Source organism: Alteromonas sp. ABM1_013 (assembly GCF_056160505.1).
On sequence record NZ_JBSWXH010000005.1, the window covers coordinates 505,265 to 524,890 of the forward strand.

The following is a 19,626-nucleotide window of genomic DNA, read 5'->3' on the forward strand; positions in this document are numbered from 1 at the left end:
AACCAATAAGGCGGCAATTATATGCCGCCCATTTAACTATCCCTATTGTCGCTTGTTGGTACTTGGTGATTTACCGCGCGGCTCCGAATAGTTGTTACTTGGTCTACTGTTGGTAGATGGTAACTTTGCTTTGCTCGGTGCATTTTGATAGCGGATAACGCGGGTTCTATTAAAATGCGGGTACATCCAAGGCCCATTAAAACGATAGAATGGTGAATACCAGCCGGTGTGATAATTAAAGAAATAAGTATTTACGTCGTAAACCTCTTGTTTTCTCCACATATGATAATCGTCGGCGATAATCGTTGGGTAGATATAAGGTTGCTCTCCTACCATGCCTGCCGTTGGCGCTGTTATGCTGCCCAAGAATGTCGCAGAACGGCCTTCTTCAAAAACAATAGGGTCAACAAAGCCGTCTATTTGCACTTTAAATCGGCCTGACGTTTCGCCATTAGTGGAAGGTTTACCGTAGTGGTTCAAAGGAAAGTGAGCAAGCTCGATCAACGTCTTGTTGGGCTTATTTTCAACCCCAACAATCATACCACCCCACCGCGCTTTTTGACCTTGCGCATTAGCACCTGAGGTCACCGCTTTTGAATAGCTAACAAGCTGAGTGCCTTCTGGTACATCGATACTATCTGGAACTATGGTACAGCCAGTAAATAACATGACCGTAATTAAAACTAAATAACGAGACATCAAAGCGCTCCTCTGAACCCTAGAAAAAATGTTGCACCTGTTTGGATCATAAGGGGAGCAGTAAGTGCTCTTTATGAAATCCTCGTGCGGTAACACATCTAAAAACTCTAATATACTTTTACGTATCTCTTTAAGTTACAAAGAAAAACCACACCCTACCAACTAAACATTAGCATTATTACGAGACGACTACCACTGTCGTTCAATTAATGTAATACATATATAAAGAATGGGGTTTGGGCCACAATAATTGGAACAGATATAACGGTAGTTAGTTCAAAAAGGTATGCGAAGTTTAACGATTCGTTAGAACTGATAGACAAGTGAACAATTAGCAGTGAGATGATGTTATGCGTAAATATCTACACCAAACATCGATTGAATAGAATCCCGTTGCTGCTGCTTTTCGAAGCTTGTGTATGACGCTATGGCATTTTGAGAATAGGTGTTGCCGTCTTCACGGATAAACTGTTGGTACGCTTTGGCGTTATCCGTTCCCTGTTCGTCGGGCGCAACAACGATCGCCCTGGCAGACGATTCACTTTGCCCTTTACTTTGCTGTTCAGGGTCTTTGTTAATTTTAGCGACACGGCCTTGCGAAGGTTCGGAAGACGGTACGGCGAAATTATTGTTGATAATCATACGAAGTTAATTAAGGCAAAAATCATACCATTGGGAAGCGAGCTTCATCGTCGAGACTCGCTTCTTTTGTCAATGTTGGCCGTTTTACTATTAACCTTTTTATTAGAAATGGGCGCCCCATAATTATGGCGCGTCGTTACTCTCTGCCTGGTAATTTTTTCCACGTGACTTTATCGCGCAGATATACAGGTTCTACATTCACAGCGTCAAATACTTCGCCTTTGTTATGTGCATCTATTGCAAGCTTAAGCATGTACTGTGCGTTTGGAAGCGTGACTTCAGACGTTACCTCGCCACATAACTCAGACTTCCAGTTATCAAGCTCCTCATAGGCAGACCAGCCGGTGCCAGCTGCAATCACAGAGACGCTATTCTCTTCCTTAAGCGCGTTTAGCTGTTCAATAGCCACCTCTGGCGGACAAACTTGCTCGTCAATAGTGAGTAAAACACCTTCTTCTGTCTGCCTATAAACAGCAAAATACACTTCCCCCATACGCGCATCCGATGCAACGGCGACAAATGCATCTTTGTTCTGAGTTTCAGACGCCACTTCAAACGCCATAGCTTCAAGCGTACTCACGCCCGCTACTTTTAAGCCTGTTCCTAACGCTAAACCTTGAATCATTCCCGTCGCTATTCGAACACCGGTAAAGCTGCCAGGGCCTCGACCGAAAGCCAGTAAATCTAGATCGCCCAGCGAAATCTTTGCTTCCTTTAACACCTCATCCACCATGGGTAGAAGACGCTGACTATGCTGCTGAGGGCATATTTCAAAGCGCGTAACAACAGTGTCGTTATAATGAAGCGCTACCGAGCAAGCTTCGGTTGCCGTATCTATAGCTAAAATATTCATGTTTATCTCTTATTTCATATAAGCTGAAAATAGTGTTAGTGGGTGAAGTCACATTAACCGCTTTCAGCGCTTTAACTTAGGCTTCATCAATGCCGGCTAAAAATTTTTCCACTTCGACCAGGCTTCTTGTTCTTTTCATATCCGGCAAGCTGCCGACAAAGGTTTTGGCGTAAGGTTTTGTCACTAATCGGTTGTCACATATTACCAGTACGCCCTTATCTGATGGGTCTCGAATGAGTCGTCCTGCACCCTGCTTTAACGTAATAACAGCTTGGGGAATTTGGATGACGCCAAAAGGATTTGCGCCTCGTTTTTTTACATCTTCCATACGCGCTTGAAGCAGCGGATCGTCAGGGGACGCAAAGGGCAGCTTATCAATCATCACGCAAACCAAGTCATTGCCGCGTACGTCTACCCCTTCCCAAAATGCACCTGTGCCCATTAGTACGGCTTTTTCATCTGCAAGGTAGGCATCCAGCAATGCTTGCTTAGTGGTAGTCCCTTGCACCAGTAGCGGGTTGTCTATCTCATCTTCTAGCTTCTGCGCAATTTCTCGAAGCATGGCGTGACTAGTAAACAACAAAAAACATCTGCCGCGACTTGCTTTGATTAGCCGTTTGGCTGTTTCTAGCAAAGTTTCGCGCATAGCGTAGCTGTTTGGTTCTGGTAAATAGCGGGGCACGCACAGCATGGCCTGTTCAGGATAATTAAACGGGCTATCTAATCCCAATGTTTCAGCATCTTCTAAGCCCATGCGGCGCTGGAAGTGATCAAAACCGCCGTTTACCATTAAGGTTGCCGAGGTAAATATCCACCCGCGCGGGGGCGATGATACGAAACGCCTAAATTTAGCCGCAATCGATAATGGCGTTAAATGCATAATGAGGTGACGCTGCGTAGTCTCATACCACAAACTTACATTTTCTTGCTTATTGTCACTTAACGCATCTAACTGCTCTCGTGCAGCGACAACACGTTCATACATGTTGTCTAAATCTTTATCGCGGCCAATGTGTAACTTGCACACCTCATGCAGTACACCTAGCGCTTCGGCCAGCTTGCCCACCTGCATTCGTACGTCGTCACGGTCTAGCGCCTCAGCCCAGTTGCCACGTTCAGCCGTATCCGGGAACAATAACCGTAAATCAGAGGCAATCATTCTGCATTTGTCAGCCGCTTTATCTAGCTGCCCAGCATCTTTTAGCACTGTTCTGAACAAGAGCGTGATATCTTTCGCAATATCGTGAATTTGTCTGGTCGAAAGTGACTCACCAAAATAGTCGCTCGCAATATCAGGAATTTGATGGGCTTCATCAAAAATAATCGCGTCAGCTTCTGGGATAAGTTCGCCAAACCCCGTGTCTTTAAGCGCCATATCTGCAAAGAAAAGGTGGTGGTTTACCACAATAATATCAGCATCCAGCGCCTTTCTGCGCGCTTTTACCAAGTAGCAATCTTCATAATCTGGGCAATCGCGGCCCAAGCAATTATCTACTGTAGAGGTAACCAACGGTAAAACACGGGCATCTTCAGGAAGGGTTTTAAGCTCACCCATATCACCCGTTTTCGTTGTACTAGACCAGCGTTTCACTTCTGAAAGCTGTCCCAATACCTCTTTTTCAACCAGAGTAGAATTACCGCTATGCTGCGCTACCCGGTGCAGGCAAAGATAGTTTGAACGGCCTTTTAGCAGTGCCGTTTTTCGCTTGCTGCCCAAAGCCTTTTTTACCAAAGGTAGGTCACGGTGAAACAGCTGTTCTTGTAGGTTTTTAGTACCGGTAGAGACGATGGCTTTTCCGTCGCTTAGCAATGCAGGAGCAAGATAGGCGAAGGTTTTACCGGTTCCTGTACCCGCCTCTACGATTAAACTACCTGTGGTATCAATAGCGCGCTTAACCGCCTTCGCCATCTCAGTTTGAGCTTCGCGAGGTACGAACCCCTTGATAGCACCAGCAAGAAGGCCATCTGATGAGAATACATTATTTATTGTGGGCATGGTTTAAGCGCTGTCATTACTTTTCTACTTTAGGCCGCGCATTATGCCAAAAAGCCTATTGAATGCCCAATAAAGGTTTGCATTTTAACGTCGTCTTCTTCCATTCATTTGCCTAGCTTGATAGTTAAATTACGAAAAGCACGTAGCGCTTAACTTCACTTATCAAGCAACACAAATGTTAATTTTTTGATGAAAAGAATTTATCTTCTAGAACAAAAGAATTTGCTTTTTAAACTTAATACTTAGGCGCAAAATCCAGCTCGTAAATGTTTACACTCAACTATTTAACGAGGTAATTATGAAAGGTTTACGCTTTATAGGTTTAGGCTTAGTAGGTTTAAGCGCAATGGCGTTCTCTGTAATTGCAGCTGCATCAGAAGAAGCACCTGCGGAACTAGTAGCTGAATTAACTCAGTTCTGTAAAGAAATCGCTGAAGAAGAAGGCACAAAAGACAAGTCGGAAGATGCATTTGTATTAGAGTGCGTAAATGATGAGCTAGAAGCTGAAGGTTACCAAAAGCTGAAATCTTTAAACTAATCTAATAAGGTGAGTTACTGATTCACTTTATCTGAATTGATAAACAAGCCTCGCCAGAAATGACGAGGCTTTTTTGTACTTTTCTTTTTTGGTCTTTTCCTTTTTTGGGGCGTGGTTTCGGGCTCTGGTCTTAGAAAAATTTTTAGCTGTTCAGCGTTTTTGACGGCGACGTATACCATAGCAGCTCAATATAAAAGTTAACGCTCAAAAAATGCATCAACCAAATCGGCCAGTGCCTCCTCTAACTCTTCTTCAAAAGCGTCGATATCAATGCCAAAGCTATCCATATATTTAGCCGCATTGTCACGGGAAAGTACGGCGTTTTTTATCTGAAATTCAAGCTCGGGCAGTGTCTTGTCGTAGCGGGGCTTAATGGTCCATCTCAAGCAATGACCATTGTTGTCCTTTAGCTTTTTTTTGGCAAATACACAAAACTCCTCGACATAGTCTGCACCTTGCGGCCCAAGACACCCCGGTTCTATGCGGTACATCACCAGCAGCTTTTTATATAGCGGAAGTCGCGTTTCCATCACATCTTCAATTAGTTTAAAGACTTGATTATCGGAAAATTTGGAGTATTTTGCCAGCCACGAAGAGGGTGAATACGAGAAATATCATTTCCCCCCTTTATCACTACTCTGCTAGTTCGGGGTCTTTTATGAACAAAATATCCATAATAATTGCAGGGTCCCATTCGCGCATTTCTGCTTCGCATTTCAGTCGAATTTCGTCTAACTCACTTATCGTAGCAATCGAGAATGCGTCATCCACTATAATGTGGACTAAAAGATAAACATCCCTACCCCGTTTACTAATTCGCACTTCTACATGTTCGTATGGTACGTCGGCCAATGTCTTTTTGAACTTCTTTTCAATTACTGCGGATATTGCTTCAGGAGGCGCCTTATTAATGACCTCGTTAAGACTTTCACGCAGAATTTTAAAAGGCACTGGCAACATTGCTGAGCCAAGAATAATTAATAATACAGGGTCAACGTATGGCGACAGCCTTCTATATTCCGTTAATTCAAGCCCGTAGGCCAAAATAAAAGCGAACAAAATGGATGCACTTAACACACCGTCTATCATCCAGGTGTGGGAATCTACTTTTACCAAGTCAGAAATCAAATGCTTACTCTTTATACGCATGTAAAGAGAGATAGAAAAACAACCAACCGTTGCCACCATACCGTAGACCATACCGATGCCATACTCAGCAGCATGTCCACCTGCTAATAAACTCTGAACAGAGCTCGCGACCGCATACACACACGTGGCAATGATAATAAGCGACTTAAACATGTTGAGCGTGGGCTCAATTGCCGTGTAACCAAAGTGGAACCGGTCATCATCAGGACGTTGAACCAAGTTAGCCACTTTTAGCGTTAGCATTGACATAACAAAAGCAATTAACGAGTAAGCGGCATCAAATAAAATAGCGCCAGAACTGGTTAAAATGGCAAAACCAAGTGCAATAACGACAAATGCGCCGGCAATGTAAAAAGAAAGCGTTAATAAACGCTTTTCTTCAAGGTGATGGAAGCCAATGTCCATGAGAGTCACATCGAAATTAAGGTGCGCGGATTCTACTCCGTTATTTTAAAAATAATAGTGCTTTGAATAAAAATATTGCTATTTTTTTAATCAATTCAGTGATAAATAGCGCCTATATAATTTCTACTTAACGCAATGCGTTTTTAGCACTCATTTTAAACTATGAATACCGTTACCCACCCTTCTATAAAAAGTTACTTTGATGCTGATGAAAGCCAGCAGGAAATCGAGCAGACATTCTCTCGGGGGCTTGCTTATGCGGGCCATTCCCTAATGGTGCCAGAGAAGTTTAGTTATCAAGTGCTTCCTCACTTTAACGACCGTTATGCGTTGTTTAATCAGGGTGAGAATTATGAACTTATATCCAATGTTTGCTTACATCGACAAGCTCAACTTCTTGAAGGGCAAGGTCGAGCACGCAGCATTGTTTGTAAACTCCACTGCTGGGGCTATGACAATACAGGCCAGCTTAAAGGTGCGCCCCACTTTAAGGATGCCCCTAGCGGTCAGTTGAAAAAGGAATCACTGTCAGTGTGGAACTGTCTTCTATTTCGAGGGCGATCTCCTAATATGGACTTATCTGCCCTTGGGCTTGAGGACTATCTCGACTTTACCGATTACTTTTACGCCGGTTCTGAAACCACGGAATATCAATTTAACTGGAAGACATTCATCGAAATCTATCTAGAGAACTATCACGTGTACTCCATGCACCCTGGGCTTCGCCAGTTTGTTAAACCCGATGATTTAGAATGGTCGTTTGGCGATGATTTTTCAGTTCAAAAAGTTGGGCTAGGCGACCAGCTTACCAAGCGCACAACACCGCGTTACAGAGAGTTCCAAGACGCATTATTGGCACGATTCGGGCAAACACTTCCTCGCTTTGGCGCAATATGGTGCTTTTTGTACCCTAATATTATGATTGAGTGGTACCCAGATATTATTGTCGTCAGCACTATTTATCCCAAGGGTGCCGGCGCATGTGTAAACCACGTTGAATTTTATTATCCCGAAGCACTTTATAAAGATATGCCAGACTACTTTGCAGCGGAAAAAGCGGCCTATATGGAAACAGCGGTAGAAGATGAAGAAGCCTGCCTATTGCTAGAAAAAGGTCGACGAGCACTTTATTTATCAGGCGAAGAAGAACACGGTCCCATAGAACCGTTTTTAGAAGCGGGCGTGGCGCATTTTTACGATTGGCTTGCTAAACAGTAGCAGTCTTAGTGCTTTAAATAGTGGTATTTCACAAAAAAGGAGTTTTGATGAACAATTACAAAGGGTCTTGTTTGTGCGGGTCGGTAACTTTTAAAATTGAGGGTGATTTTGACAGTTTTTATCTGTGCCACTGCAAACATTGTCAAAAGGATACAGGTTCGGCCTTCGCAGCCAACCTGTTTTCAAGTTCGGCTATATTAACTTGGGCATCGGGTGTTGACGCTGTAGTCAACTTCACGCTCGAGAACACGCGTCATAGCAAAAGTTTCTGTAAAATTTGTGGTTCAGCCCTTCCGTGTACTCAACTCGGTGACATTCTAGCCGTACCCGCTGGATGTCTGGATACGAAACTACTGATTAAACCTACTGCACATATCTTCGGCGTAAGCAAAGCTGCGTGGGAAGAAAGCTTAGAAACAATTACAACATTCGAACGTTTACCGTAACAAACACTGGGTGCTCATTCGAAACATAGTGGCTTTATACTAGATAGAAATCGCGGTTTGAATAACGGCAGGTCGATCGTTGCTCACATTCACAACATGCCCCGCTTAATATGTTCCATTTTTGTTAAAAATAACGGGTAACTTTTTCATAAAATTCTATAGTTCTCACAATTCCTCCTGCCTCCACCTGTCCCTTAAAAAAACCAACACATTGATTTAAATAAACTTTATTTGAATGGCATATGCTGTGAATGACTCTTTGTGAACTCTCTCCTCCGTTTTTATGCAGTATGGAGGCCGAAAAACCAAGGAGTAAGATATGAAAAAGTTAACTATTGCTACATTAATCAGTGCCGCTCTGTCTGCTGGTGCATTTGCTGGCAACGACATGGAGAAAATCGACACAACGTTCGTCGATTTAGACAACGATGATAACGGCTACATCTCACGAGAAGAAGCTGACGACGATGAGATTTATGCACATTTTTCTAAAATTGATACCAATTCAGACATGCAACTTTCAGCCAAAGAATTTAATGCTCATGTCATGAAACACCCTCAACATTTCGATGATGAAGTGCTTTCCACGGTCAAGTCGATGAAAGAAAGCATGGGGGCAAAAGGTACAATGGAAACGAAGGTTAACGTTGATTCCGATGTAGATGAAGTGGTTGCCGCGACAAAAGATAAAAGGCTCACTCACGAGTTAAGAGCTGAAACTGAGCTTAAAGCTAATGGAAACCTAGAAAAGACAAAGGTCGATAAAGTAGCCAAAGATACTGTTGTGAACGATAAGACTGTGATCGCAGATGAAGCAGTAATCGCGCGTAGTAAATTCGATATGATGGACGCGAATAACGATGGCGAGCTTACAAAAGCTGAAGCCTCAAGAAGTGGCGTGACATGCAATTTTGATAAAATTGATTTAAATGATGATGAATTGATTACACGTACAGAGTTTAAGCGTTATCAGCGTACATCTAAAGGAAATTTAGGCGATAACTCGGAAGAGTAATATGTAAGCAAGATAAGAGTCGCTCGTGCGGCTCTTTTTATTATTCAAATACTTTTTAGTAGACGTGCTATCGAGCCTGCACGTATAGAACTCCTTCCACACCTCTTCATTGAAGAAAGGATTTTTTATGTTAGCTTCCACAGGAATTAAAAGTTTACTCGCTTACCGAGCACTGCGAAAAATGAATGGGCCCAGTGCAGATAAAGCGCAGGGTAAAGAAAATCTTATTACTTCCAGCAAATTAAGTAATGCAACGACGCCACCATCTGTCGTCGCAATAACAGGTTCAGCCTATGCCGTATCTAAGATGACGGACGCTCCGAAGGTACAACGCTTCCTTTTGAAATCGACATTATCAGCTTCGGTGGCGGGGCTACTTAATGCTGGCCTTAAACGCTTAATTGGCCGAAAGCGTCCTAAAGCTGAGGCAGGCCCTGAAATAAAAGGCCCGGCATTGAAAGACAAATTTAACTCTATGCCATCAGGACATGCGGCAGCAGTAGCCGCAGTGGCTGGTTCAATACCTCGTAGTTCTGGACCTTTATTGTTAGCGTCAGCGGCAGGCTTAGCTGCTACAGCAGTTATAGGAAAGTCGAGGACTAAGCGCGACGCGCATCACTTATCAGATGTTTTGGTGGGAAGTTGTTTGGGCTTTGGTGTGGCCTACGCGGTGTCAAAGCTCGAAAAGCCTGTTGAAGATGAAGTTGAAAGTCTTAAGCAAAGCTCTCACCTGCCGAATCGATTTAAATAACGCTAATCACGGAAATACGAGTTAAGGCATGTTTCCTCACTTTTTTAGTGAGGGAACACACTTGCATAGGCTTGTTGTTTAATGCTTACAATGGTGCCTAGAAAGTTAAGGATATCATCCATACTTCTGCGAGATGTGATTTGTTATTTTTAGGGAAAAGGTTAGTTGGGCTTTAAATATCCGCATACGCCATTGGCGTATTATGGTGTTAATGTTATAGTTAACACATGGTAATTATAGAAACCCCCATATTCACCAAGCTCATAAAAGAGTTGATGGATGATGATGAATACAAAGACTTGCAGGAAGCACTTGTCAGCAGGCCAGATAGAGGCTCATTAATTAAAAATAGTGGTGGCCTTAGAAAGGTACGCTGGGCGCTGGAAGGAAGGGGTAAAAGTGGTGGTGCTAGAGTTATCTATTATTGGATGACCGACAATGACCAACTTTATATGCTGTTGGCATACCCAAAAAATGTGCAGGATAATTTGACAGATACGCAGCTTAAAGCGCTGAAGAAGATCGTAGAGAGGTGGTCAGAATGAATGGTGACATGTTTGAACAATTGATAGAAAGTGTGTCTCAGGCAGACGATATCATCAAAGGTAAAGCAAAGCCTTCCCGTACAACTGAATTTGCTAAGCCTCAAGTTAAAGCCATTCGTGCAAAAACGGGGTTAACACAAACCCGTTTTGCTGACGTTTTGGGGGTGAGTAAACGCACACTAGAGAATTGGGAACAAGGCCGACGCCATCCAACAGGTCCTGCTCGTGCTTTGCTTAAGATCTTAGATGCTGATCCTAAGCTCGCCTTGGAAGCACTTAATCACTAGATAGCCAATATTAACCGCATGATAGTACGTTCGGCAATGCACTAGGAGCCACGACGAATATCCGCTCCTTGTCTATAGCCGCCTGCCAGATTATGTCAGAATAGCTTAGAACTTATACCGTCAGTTTCCCTTAGTAATCACACCAATAGGCTTAATGTGTTACACATTAGGTCTATAAGGCATACATTCAAATTTCCGGTGTAGATTTGATCACTTTCTCGATTTCACTGTTACCACTCAAGCGGGCGAGATCGATAAGATAACCTTTTTCTAGCTTATCTAATGCGTGGCCTTTAAGACGCGTTTTAACCTCATCCACATCCCCATTGGCAATGGAAGTTTTCAGCGCAGCATGATTATTTAAAGAGCGGTCTTCGGTTTTTTCATTTGGATCATTCGTAGTCATTGTTCGTCCTTAATCTTTACTTAGTAAAAAATAAAAAATCTCATATACCTTTTGTAGTTAAACACGACGCCAAACGATCAACGCTTCAAGCTACCCAAATTTCAAACTTCCAAGGTTCAAGCTTACAGACAGAACCAGCTTCAAAATTTCGCTTTCTTTCATACTTCCAGTGCGTATAATCACCTTCAAACAATGGTTCTTCAAACGTTACATCAAGCTGTTTATTAGAAAAGTTAATCACAACAAACACTTTTTCTCGCTCGTTGTGACGTACGAAGCTAAAAACCTGGTCCATTTTCGAATTCGGGACCTGAATCATTCTTGCGCCATACTCTCCATTTCCTAACACGGCTTTAGATTTTTTGAGTGCAATAAGCTCGCGATACAAGTTGCCAATTTCATGGTCTTGCCACTGTATAGGATCGCGTTCGAAGAATGCTAAGCGTTTGGTTTCTCCCGCTTCTTGCCCGTTGTGAATAAGCGGCATGCCCTCACCTATTACCGATAAAGCAATGCACGCTTCAAGTGCTTTGCCAAACTGTTCACGCTGTGTGCCATCCCAGGCATTTTTGTCATGATTACTAACGAAAGTCATTCTGTAAGCCGAACGAGGCCAGCTGCGTTCGTTCCACGAATAATATTTACGCAACCTATCCAGTGAACACTTTCCGTGAGCGAGTTCATGCAGTGTTTCATTCCAACTCCATGCATAAGTCATATTGAACGCATTTTCGTGGAGATCGCGATTCTCCCATTCAGCCAACATAAAGACCGGTCGAATTGCATTCAATGTTTCAACAGCTTGACGCCAGAAGTCGTTAGGCACATAGCCTGCTACGTCACAGCGAAAGCCGTCGATGTTGAACTTTTCAACCCAGTAACACAGTGCATTTATCATGTATTTTCGAAGGCCAATTTGTTCATAATCGAACTCAATGATATCGCTCCAATCCCACCACGGAGATGGACGAAAATCTCCTTCGTAGTCTTTGGCGTACCACTCAGGGTGTTGTTCAACCAGTGGATTATCCCATGCACTGTGATTTGGTACCCAATCTATAATGACTTTCAGCGATAGCCGGTGCGCTTCGTCCACCAGCGCTTTGAAATCCTCTTCGCCACCGAACTCTGGATTAATGGCCAAGTAGTCTTTAACGGCATAGGGACTGCCAAGTTCACCTTTTCTGTTTTTTTCACCGATAGGATGTACAGGCATTAGCCAAATGATATCCGCGCCGAGGGATTTAATATGCGCAAGTCCCTTTCTTACTCCCTCAAAATTACCTTCTTTTGAAAACTGACGGGTATTTACTTGATAAATAACCGCATGAGATGACCATTTTGGCTGAAGCACGTTATAGCGTTTCTGGGGAGTAGGATTGATATCCATATTATCTTTCCTTTTACAGATTAGCGTTTTTAAAGAAGAATTCGCATCACACTCACGACCTTAATCACTAGCATTTGTATAGCGGCGATAGCTACGCTTAAAATATAGGTAAACTTGTGATGCCTAAAATTAGTACCCACATACCGAAAAAAAGTTTTAGACGCTGAACAGAAAATGCCAAAACTACATATTTGGCAATCATTCCACCGATAATTGCACCAGCCCCCGCAAACAAAACGACCTGCCAAACCACCGACGGATTTATAAAAGCGTGATACGGCAACGCTGACCACACAGTAAACGCGGATAAAATAACCGCTACCGCGATAGACATAGTGACATTAAACCCACGAATAATGAGGTAAACCGCCACTAACTCACCCACTCCCACTGAAAGCCAAGCTGTAATAACGCCCCCGACAAAACCAATGAATGGTAAAAACACTAAATCTTTTGTTTGTAAATCCTTAACTAAATGAGTGCGCTTCATTAATGGAACAGACGCGAATATGGCAATGGCTAATAAAATAGAAAACCCACCGAAGGCAATGTGAAGGTTATTGGCACCGCCCCACAATTGCGCTAACAACAATTGGCTTTGCGACGAATATTGCGCGAACCCTATGCCACAAATAGATGAAGGAACGGTTAGCAGTAGAGCGCTCGGCAGCGCGTTCCAATAGTTATCGTGCTGGTGCTGTCTTTTATAATACGCCGCCCAGGTCAATGCCCCCGCAGTCATGCCGCAGCATTGAATAGCAAAGCTGGTTGCCACTACGCTTTGAGGGGAAAACGATAGATAGTTAAAAAACGGAACAAACACCACACCGCCACCGGCGCCTGTAGCATTTGCAAATATAGCACCTATCACACCAAGAAGGCTGAAAAGTCCGAACTCTTTAACAAGTTCAATAGATGCAGGCTGCGATAATAAAAGGCTACACCAAGTAAGAAGAAGTAGAACAAAAATTGACTTGCCAGGTTGGCGCTTTAATAAAGAGATCACACACGTCCTTACGACACAACTATGATAATTGTCAGAAAATAAACTTGTTTGATACGTTAACCATTCGCATCAGTACATTTTTCAAACTATTGTTAGCTCATAACGTATAAGCTTTTACTTACACAATTGTTATATACAGTACTTTGTAAAATATGGTTGAAGTATCTACATTTGAGCAGCAGGTGCAACTGCATCTTTCGCCAAACCGCTCAGCAACATGGCGCCAGACTAAATACTTAATCATGGCGTTTGCTTTGTTTATTGGTCTAATCGCTATCGCGTGGTCAATAGCGGGGGCCTGGGTAATTTTGCCGTTTGCAGGATTAGAAGTGGGGTTGCTCGCGCTAGTTATGTACTTGGTGTCTAGAGCCACCTACCGATGGGAAACCATTATAATTTCGGCTGACCGCATCCTTATATCCTGCTCGAACGGCACTAGCTTATGCTTCCCACGTCCAGATACCTCCTTGCTCTATCAAAAGGACACAAGCCTAAAACGTATTTCACGGTTAATTTTACAAACTTCTATGCAGCAGTTTGAGTTAGGCGCTTTTTTAAACTCGGAAGATAAAAAGCTAGTACACGATAATTTGCACAAGGCCGGGATCATGGTGTGCACAAACAAATGGTGGTAAGGCTCGTTGTCTTATTTTGCATCTGACAAACTCTCTTCTGTTCCCTTTTTCTAGGTACTAATGATTGATGATGAGAACCTTCATGACACAAAATTAATGATCATTGTGGCCGTTTTCGACTAATTAGATATAAGACGCAGCCAAAGTTAGCTGCGACCTAACGAGGGCTATTTTATGAATTTATATATTGAATCATTAGAAGGTGGTAACTACCTCGCTGCTACGGGCATGGGTGCATCACGCAGTTTGGTCAGAGACAAAAAGTCGCAACCTAAAACATTTCACTGCCTGAATGAAATTAGAGAACATTTCGATTCGCAAGCATTTGAGCACGTTTGGCTTCGCCAGAGTACTCCGTATGAAGAAATGGTCGGTCAAACCGATCATCCCGGTGCGCTAGAGCTTGAAATAGAATGGTGAATGCTGACTGTTAGCGAACCCAACTTGGGCTAAAATTAATAGCACGAAGCTACCAATTCATCAAAGGCGCCTACTGTTTCATGTACACATGCTCCACTTAGCACATTTTTTGCGTACAACTCATGTAACGTAAATAAAAACGGTATTTTGTTGAATTAAATGTGGTAGAAAGTGTCTTTTATCGCAAGTAATAAAATACCTACATGCTAAGGAGAATTGCATGAAGATTAGTAAGTTAGCGATTAAGTCTGTATTTATAGCGGCTGTTTTGGCATTGACTGCTTGCGCTTCTATGGGTGATGGCACTGTTGCTGAAAAGCAACAAGCTATTTTAGACATGCAAGAGAATGCGCTTGCACGTCTCTATACCGAGAAACCAGATACTCGCTCGCAAATAAGGGATGCCGCAGGCTACGCCGTATTCACTAACGCCAACATTAATGTGTTTTTTGTGGCCGCAGGCACCGGCTACGGTGTGGTAAACAATAACGTTACCGGCGCAAAAACCTACATGAACATGGCTGAAGGTGGTGTTGGCTTAGGATTAGGCGCTAAAGATTATCGTATTGTTATGGTCTTCCATACTCAAAAAGCGATTAATCATTTCATTGAAAATGGTTGGACCGTCGGTGGTAACGCAGATGTGGCAGCGAAAGCAGGCAATAAAGGCGCGTCTGCTGAAGGCGAAGGTTACCTTGGTAATGTAACGGTTTACACTATGACTGAAAGCGGTCTTACATTGCAGGCCACTGTAAAAGGCACGAAATTTTGGGTAGATAAAGAACTAAACTAACTCAGCCCTAACTATTCCTAATCAAATTAGCGATTAGTGCTCCAACCCACCGAAGGTCTCTTGAATGCAAGAGGCCTTTTTATTTTTTGCTCTGCACAATATGCTCTCTTCCACTCAAAATATAAAGGCAATTTGGAACAAATAAATAAGCAGTGTTGTGTTACCAACATAGATGCTTTTTCCACCGCTCCTTTATACGAAAGTCTAAATTTAGGGGGAAACCCTCATAACTGAATTGAACACTCGTGACTACGCTTTACTTGTAAAAGGCTCGCTTAGCAGCACGCTAAGCCATAAACGAGGGTTTCATCATGCAACCAAAAAACAACAAAGTGATAAGAGCAGTAGTAAGAACGATATTAACGAGCGCATTGTTCGCTTCGGCGACGGTAGGCTTTTCAACTAACGCGGCAATAATAGGCAGCAGTTATGGGAATGCAGTCCATGTCGATCTTTCCATTACAAGTAATATAGGAGGTATGGTCTCTGCTGTCGCTAACTCAACTATCAACTTAGCTCATACCAGCGGTAGTGCTCCTGAAAATTATTCACAGATTGACACTATCATTGGCGCAAGCGTAGATGCTTCGGGTACGTTGGGCAGCCCCATCGACGTTACAGAGTTTGATGGCGCGCTATCCACCGCCATTATTGAAGGCGAATCTCAATCGTCTTTAACGAGTTTTGTTCCGGCAAGCTTTTTTACGTCAGGCCGCGGAACCATAAACGACCTTAATCTTGACTTATTTTCAGACTTACTTGGAATAAGTGGCTTTTTAACGCTAAGTGCTGATGTACTTTCCACAATCTCGCAAATTGACGGAAACGCCACGACCGGCTCAAACGTGAATCTATCTACAGCAGGTTCATCAGACATTGTGGATGTGGAAGTGAATCTTTGGGGAAATACCATAACGGCTACTGCACTTGAAAATCAGTCTCTCTTTGCAGGTTTGAATATCGCTGACTTTGGCTTGGGAATATTTGTTAATGAAGTCGAAAAGTCGTGTTCCAACACCTCTTGCACAGAATCACGCAACGCGGTTAGAGTATCTTTCGATGATTTCTCACTAAATGCATTTTACGATGCGCTATTCCCTGCTGGCGGGCCGTTAACAGGGCCTGTGTTTAACTTGACCAACAACCCGATTGTCAACGGCGAGATCATACTAGCAAGTTCGTTTGCTACCACCTCATCTTCAACTGAAGTAAGTGCCCCCTCTACGTTTGCGATTTTTATTCTCTCAGTATGCTTACTGAGTGCGAGAAGGTTTAACAAACACCGTACTCTTTGCAAATAGCATCTGGTAATGAACTGGCAAGAGGAATGAGGCAGCCATAAAGCGCCCTCTTCTTCTTGCCTTGATACAGGCGACCTAATTACGTTGGTCGTGCTGTTTTTCCTCAATTCTCATCCATTGGGCGCGCGTGCAGTTTTCAAGCAGTTCAAACGCTTCAACAACGACATCTCGACCTTGAACAAAGGCATGTTTTTCATTACTTTCCCGGTTACTTAAAGCTTCAAGCTTTTCTCTTGTTCCGGCACGCCCAGGGTGGTTCGATAAAAAAACATCTATATTTTGTTCTTTTACTAATCGTTTCATCGTCATGGCTGAGTCGGTATAAGACTGAATGCGCGAGACATCAGGGCCGTAGTTGAGCCCAGTACCGCCCCACAACACAGCCCGATGTTTTTCGTTTCCGTCAATTACGGGAAAAACGACCGTTAACGTTCCTGGCGTATGGCCCGGCGTAACATAAAGCGTTAACTCAGTACCGTTAACATTCAATTTTTCACTATCGGCTACCGCCACATCTCGGCTTGGCTTTTTACCCCAACGATAACTGGCAAATTTATCGTTTTCGAGGTAATCCCACTCTACATTGCTCATGACTATGCGAGGGCTATATGTTGACTTGATAACTTCAAACCCACCATAGTGATCGCCATGGCCATGAGAAATAATGAGGTGAGATATGGGCTTGTTGCCTAATCCGAGCGCAGAAAGACCATCAATTATGTACTGTTGAGCTTGCTCGTCATTATTCAACGCATCCACCAGAACAATGCTTTCGCCCGTATCTATTGCCCAACTTGCAACGTTGCCTGCCCCTACATAATAGAGGTTATCAAAGACCTGCTGGGGTGGTATTTGACGCCGCCCTTTGCCTTTGCGGAAAGGCTTGCTTCCACTTTCGGCACGCTTAGGTCGTTCTCGTCGTTTTTCATCGAGTTTGAACACATTTCTAGGTGGAACACTAATATCACATAGGTTTGCCAAACCAGGAAAATGGCCAGCGCTCTCTAGGCCCTTCCGAGCGTAATCCTGAGCAGTTAGCGATGAGCTAGCAGTGCAACTAGCGCACAGACAAACAGCCCATGCAATAGCCGCTATTTTTAGAACGTCCAATTTAAGCCTAGCCACAATCTTCTTCCGTCTTCAACATACCCAAACTCTTCGTATCGCATTGTTTTATCTAATGCATTGTAGAGCCCCGATTGCAATTTAATATTGCGCGTAAGCTTGGTGTTGTAACCTATGTCAAACAAACCGACCCCTGGGGACAGAATAGAACGTGAAGATACTGACGTTAACGCCGTTTCTTCCCCTCTTACTGTCCACCTAGACCAGATTTCGCTTTCTTCAGATAGGCGATATGTGGTGTTTAGCGTGAACAAATGCTTAGGCTGTTGAACCAGAGGTAAGCCTTCATTTGAACCTGTCTTTTGCTCTGAACGCGTGTAGCTGTATGCACCGTTAAATGACCAGTTTCCAACGTTATACTTTGCAGCGAACTCTGCACCGTAAGATTCAGCTTCATCGATATTGATATTGTAGCGGTCCGTTTCATCCAAACAGACTGATAGTTCACATGATGCGATGGCAATTTTATCATCGAAGTCGTTATGGAACACCGTAATACTGTACTCCAAGCCAGCATCACCGGAATAGTAAAGCGCGAGCTCTTTGTTTAACGTAGTTTCAGGTGACAAGTCCGGATTACCGTAAACATCTCCCCCTCGGCTTTCTTGAATCCAACCATCAGCCATTTCTCGAAGCTCAGGTGTACGATAGCCGGTAGAGACACCTCCTTTCACTACCCAATTATCATTGAGGTTGTACACCGCATACGCACGAGGGCTAACTTGGGAACTAAACTGTTCATTGTCATCAAGACGAATACCTAGCGTGAAGGCCAATCTATCGTTAACACGCCATTCATCTTCGCCATATAAAGACCATTGACTGTTTTCAATATTGGTCGCCTCGCCGCCGTTTGTATCAAAATCATCCAGTGACTCTTCAAGAAACTCTGTGCCAACCGTAAGCATGTGGCTATCGCTTGCAGCCCAAGACCATTGAGAATTAAAGACCAGATTATCAATAGTGATATCTCGCCCTACGTTTTCAACCGACTCTTGCTGAATGTAACTTCGAGCAGTCACATCATCATACTTCCCTTCGTGAGTCAGCGCATATGAATGTCTCTCGCTTTCTGTCTCTGATAAGGAATTTCTTTCTGGCAAAGACTTACCAGGTGTGGATATACGTGTCTGATCTTGGAAGATGTACTCAAACGTGAGTGTATCTGTAGTATTTGGTGTTAAGTGAAACGCTGTACGAATGTTGCTTAGATCTTTTTCTGCGTAGCCTCGTTCAATATCGTCCTCTTCTCGCTTTTGATAAAGACCGCTGGCTGTAATGCTCAACAAATTCTCGATTAACGGCCCAGAAAATGCCAGTTGAACTTGACTATCTGAGCCACTGTCTGAATTTTCTTGAATTTTTGTTTCTGCGCGAAGGTTACCACTCCATTTTCTGAAGTTTTTTCGCGTAATGATATTGATCACCCCACCCATTGCGTCTGAACCATATAAGGTAGACATAGGCCCGCGCACAATTTCAATACGTTCTATGCTGTCCAAAGGCGGCAACCAATCTTGTTCATACCCGCCGCTGCCATTTGGCTGGGACTCTCTACCTGTTTGTTTTTTACCATCAACAAGTATAGATGTATATTGTGCAGGTAGGCCTCGAACGCTGATATCTTGGCGGTACCCGCCCCCCGTTACAGTAACCCCCGGCACGTCTCGAAGTGCGTCTGTGATGTCTTTGTACGCTCGCTGCGCCAGTTGTTTTCTATCGATGACGCTTACTGACGCGGGTGCTTGAGACAAAAGTTGCTCGAAGCCAGAAGCTGTAACAGTGATGCTCTCCATATCATCTTGTTCGTTAGATTGAGCAAGAACATTCTGAGAGAACAGTGAATACAGTGAAATTGCCAGTAAAGTGGGAGTAAAACGCATACTTAATCGATTAATATAAAAAGAATAAGCTGATGATAATCATTATCATTAATATGTAAAGTTGAATTTCATTTTTATCGTCACGCTTAGGTATTTTTACAGAAAGCAAACGCTCCAAATAAA

Annotated in this window: 22 protein-coding genes; 11 read left to right on the forward strand and 11 right to left on the reverse strand. The window is 43.3% G+C overall.

Translation table 11 applies throughout. The features are described from left to right. Positions 1–42: 42 nt before the first annotated feature. From ACXAGK_RS16890 to ACXAGK_RS16905, 4 genes are all read right to left on the reverse strand, one after another. Positions 43–699, reverse strand: a complete 657-nt coding sequence (locus tag ACXAGK_RS16890) for a Slp family lipoprotein (protein WP_474857126.1) — start codon at positions 697–699, stop codon at positions 43–45. Positions 700–1,047: 348 nt separating this feature from the next. Beyond that, positions 1,048–1,341, reverse strand: coding sequence for a hypothetical protein (locus ACXAGK_RS16895; protein WP_474805929.1), 294 nt, complete (start codon positions 1,339–1,341; stop codon positions 1,048–1,050). Between the two features lie 136 nt (positions 1,342–1,477). Then, entirely contained in the window at positions 1,478–2,194 is a 717-nt protein-coding gene (gene tsaB, locus ACXAGK_RS16900) for a tRNA (adenosine(37)-N6)-threonylcarbamoyltransferase complex dimerization subunit type 1 TsaB (protein WP_474857127.1), read from the reverse strand. Between the two features lie 76 nt (positions 2,195–2,270). After that, positions 2,271–4,190 carry an ATP-dependent DNA helicase gene (locus tag ACXAGK_RS16905; protein ID WP_474857128.1) on the reverse strand — a complete coding sequence of 640 codons (1,920 nt, stop codon included), beginning with the start codon at positions 4,188–4,190 and terminating at the stop codon, positions 2,271–2,273. A gap of 298 nt (positions 4,191–4,488) precedes the next feature. Between ACXAGK_RS16905 and ACXAGK_RS16910 the strand changes: the two genes are divergently transcribed. Then, positions 4,489–4,728 carry a hypothetical protein gene (locus tag ACXAGK_RS16910; protein WP_474805925.1) on the forward strand — a complete coding sequence of 80 codons (240 nt, stop codon included), beginning with the start codon at positions 4,489–4,491 and terminating at the stop codon, positions 4,726–4,728. Between the two features lie 197 nt (positions 4,729–4,925). On the opposite strand, the gene ACXAGK_RS16915 is transcribed toward ACXAGK_RS16910, so the two are convergent. Together ACXAGK_RS16915 and ACXAGK_RS16920 are read right to left on the reverse strand one after the other, a co-directional pair. After that, positions 4,926–5,258 carry a hypothetical protein gene (locus ACXAGK_RS16915; RefSeq protein ID WP_474805923.1) on the reverse strand — a complete coding sequence of 111 codons (333 nt, stop codon included), beginning with the start codon at positions 5,256–5,258 and terminating at the stop codon, positions 4,926–4,928. Positions 5,259–5,361: 103 nt separating this feature from the next. Continuing rightward, on the reverse strand, positions 5,362–6,282 hold the full coding sequence (locus ACXAGK_RS16920) for a cation diffusion facilitator family transporter (RefSeq protein WP_474857129.1): 921 nt from the start codon (positions 6,280–6,282) through the stop codon (positions 5,362–5,364). 162 nt (positions 6,283–6,444) lie between these two features. On the opposite strand from ACXAGK_RS16920, the gene ACXAGK_RS16925 reads away from it, so the two are divergent. The 6 genes from ACXAGK_RS16925 to nadS all read left to right on the forward strand — a co-directional run bounded on the left by ACXAGK_RS16925 (position 6,445) and on the right by nadS (position 10,544). Beyond that, positions 6,445–7,500, forward strand: coding sequence for an aromatic ring-hydroxylating oxygenase subunit alpha (locus ACXAGK_RS16925; protein WP_474857130.1), 1,056 nt, complete (start codon positions 6,445–6,447; stop codon positions 7,498–7,500). A 47-nt stretch (positions 7,501–7,547) separates the two neighbouring features. Beyond that, on the forward strand, positions 7,548–7,946 hold the full coding sequence (locus ACXAGK_RS16930; protein ID WP_474857131.1) for a GFA family protein: 399 nt from the start codon (positions 7,548–7,550) through the stop codon (positions 7,944–7,946). 319 nt (positions 7,947–8,265) lie between these two features. Then, on the forward strand, positions 8,266–8,961 hold the full coding sequence (locus ACXAGK_RS16935) for an EF-hand domain-containing protein (RefSeq protein WP_474857132.1): 696 nt from the start codon (positions 8,266–8,268) through the stop codon (positions 8,959–8,961). Between the two features lie 127 nt (positions 8,962–9,088). After that, entirely contained in the window at positions 9,089–9,712 is a 624-nt protein-coding gene (locus tag ACXAGK_RS16940) for a phosphatase PAP2 family protein (protein ID WP_474857133.1), read from the forward strand. Between the two features lie 275 nt (positions 9,713–9,987). Beyond that, complete coding sequence (locus ACXAGK_RS16945; RefSeq protein WP_474857134.1) at positions 9,988–10,257, forward strand: type II toxin-antitoxin system RelE/ParE family toxin; 270 nt, start codon at positions 9,988–9,990, stop codon at positions 10,255–10,257. Continuing rightward, a complete protein-coding gene (gene nadS, locus ACXAGK_RS16950) occupies positions 10,254–10,544 on the forward strand; it encodes a NadS family protein (protein WP_474805911.1) in 291 nt (96 codons plus the stop codon). Before ACXAGK_RS16945 ends, nadS begins: the two co-directional genes overlap by 4 nt. A 187-nt stretch (positions 10,545–10,731) precedes the next feature. Here nadS and ACXAGK_RS16955 read toward each other — a convergent pair whose 3' ends face one another. The 3 genes from ACXAGK_RS16955 to ACXAGK_RS16965 form a co-directional block, all read right to left on the reverse strand. Next, positions 10,732–10,950, reverse strand: a complete 219-nt coding sequence (locus tag ACXAGK_RS16955; protein WP_474857135.1) for a hypothetical protein — start codon at positions 10,948–10,950, stop codon at positions 10,732–10,734. 85 nt (positions 10,951–11,035) lie between these two features. After that, entirely contained in the window at positions 11,036–12,340 is a 1,305-nt protein-coding gene (locus tag ACXAGK_RS16960) for an alpha-amylase family glycosyl hydrolase (RefSeq protein WP_474857136.1), read from the reverse strand. A gap of 97 nt (positions 12,341–12,437) precedes the next feature. Next, positions 12,438–13,346, reverse strand: a complete 909-nt coding sequence (locus ACXAGK_RS16965; RefSeq protein ID WP_474857137.1) for a sulfite exporter TauE/SafE family protein — start codon at positions 13,344–13,346, stop codon at positions 12,438–12,440. Positions 13,347–13,498: 152 nt separating this feature from the next. Here ACXAGK_RS16965 and ACXAGK_RS16970 point away from each other — a divergent pair, with 152 nt between their 5' ends. From ACXAGK_RS16970 to ACXAGK_RS16985, 4 genes are all read left to right on the forward strand, one after another. Next, on the forward strand, positions 13,499–13,981 hold the full coding sequence (locus tag ACXAGK_RS16970; RefSeq protein ID WP_474857138.1) for a DUF2244 domain-containing protein: 483 nt from the start codon (positions 13,499–13,501) through the stop codon (positions 13,979–13,981). Positions 13,982–14,155: 174 nt separating this feature from the next. After that, positions 14,156–14,401, forward strand: a complete 246-nt coding sequence (locus ACXAGK_RS16975) for a DUF6482 family protein (RefSeq protein WP_179983935.1) — start codon at positions 14,156–14,158, stop codon at positions 14,399–14,401. A gap of 220 nt (positions 14,402–14,621) precedes the next feature. Beyond that, on the forward strand, positions 14,622–15,194 hold the full coding sequence (locus ACXAGK_RS16980) for a lipid-binding SYLF domain-containing protein (protein WP_474805903.1): 573 nt from the start codon (positions 14,622–14,624) through the stop codon (positions 15,192–15,194). A gap of 311 nt (positions 15,195–15,505) precedes the next feature. Further along, positions 15,506–16,495, forward strand: a complete 990-nt coding sequence (locus ACXAGK_RS16985) for a hypothetical protein (protein ID WP_474857139.1) — start codon at positions 15,506–15,508, stop codon at positions 16,493–16,495. 75 nt (positions 16,496–16,570) lie between these two features. Here the strand turns inward: ACXAGK_RS16985 and ACXAGK_RS16990 are convergent, their stop codons facing one another. Both ACXAGK_RS16990 and ACXAGK_RS16995 read right to left on the reverse strand, forming a co-directional pair. Further along, the gene (locus tag ACXAGK_RS16990) at positions 16,571–17,620 is read right to left on the reverse strand and encodes an MBL fold metallo-hydrolase (RefSeq protein ID WP_474857140.1); all 1,050 of its coding nucleotides are present in this window, start codon (positions 17,618–17,620) and stop codon (positions 16,571–16,573) included. Further along, a complete protein-coding gene (locus ACXAGK_RS16995; RefSeq protein ID WP_474857141.1) occupies positions 17,593–19,503 on the reverse strand; it encodes a TonB-dependent receptor domain-containing protein in 1,911 nt (636 codons plus the stop codon). Before ACXAGK_RS16995 ends, ACXAGK_RS16990 begins: the two co-directional genes overlap by 28 nt. Positions 19,504–19,626: the final 123 nt, after the last annotated feature.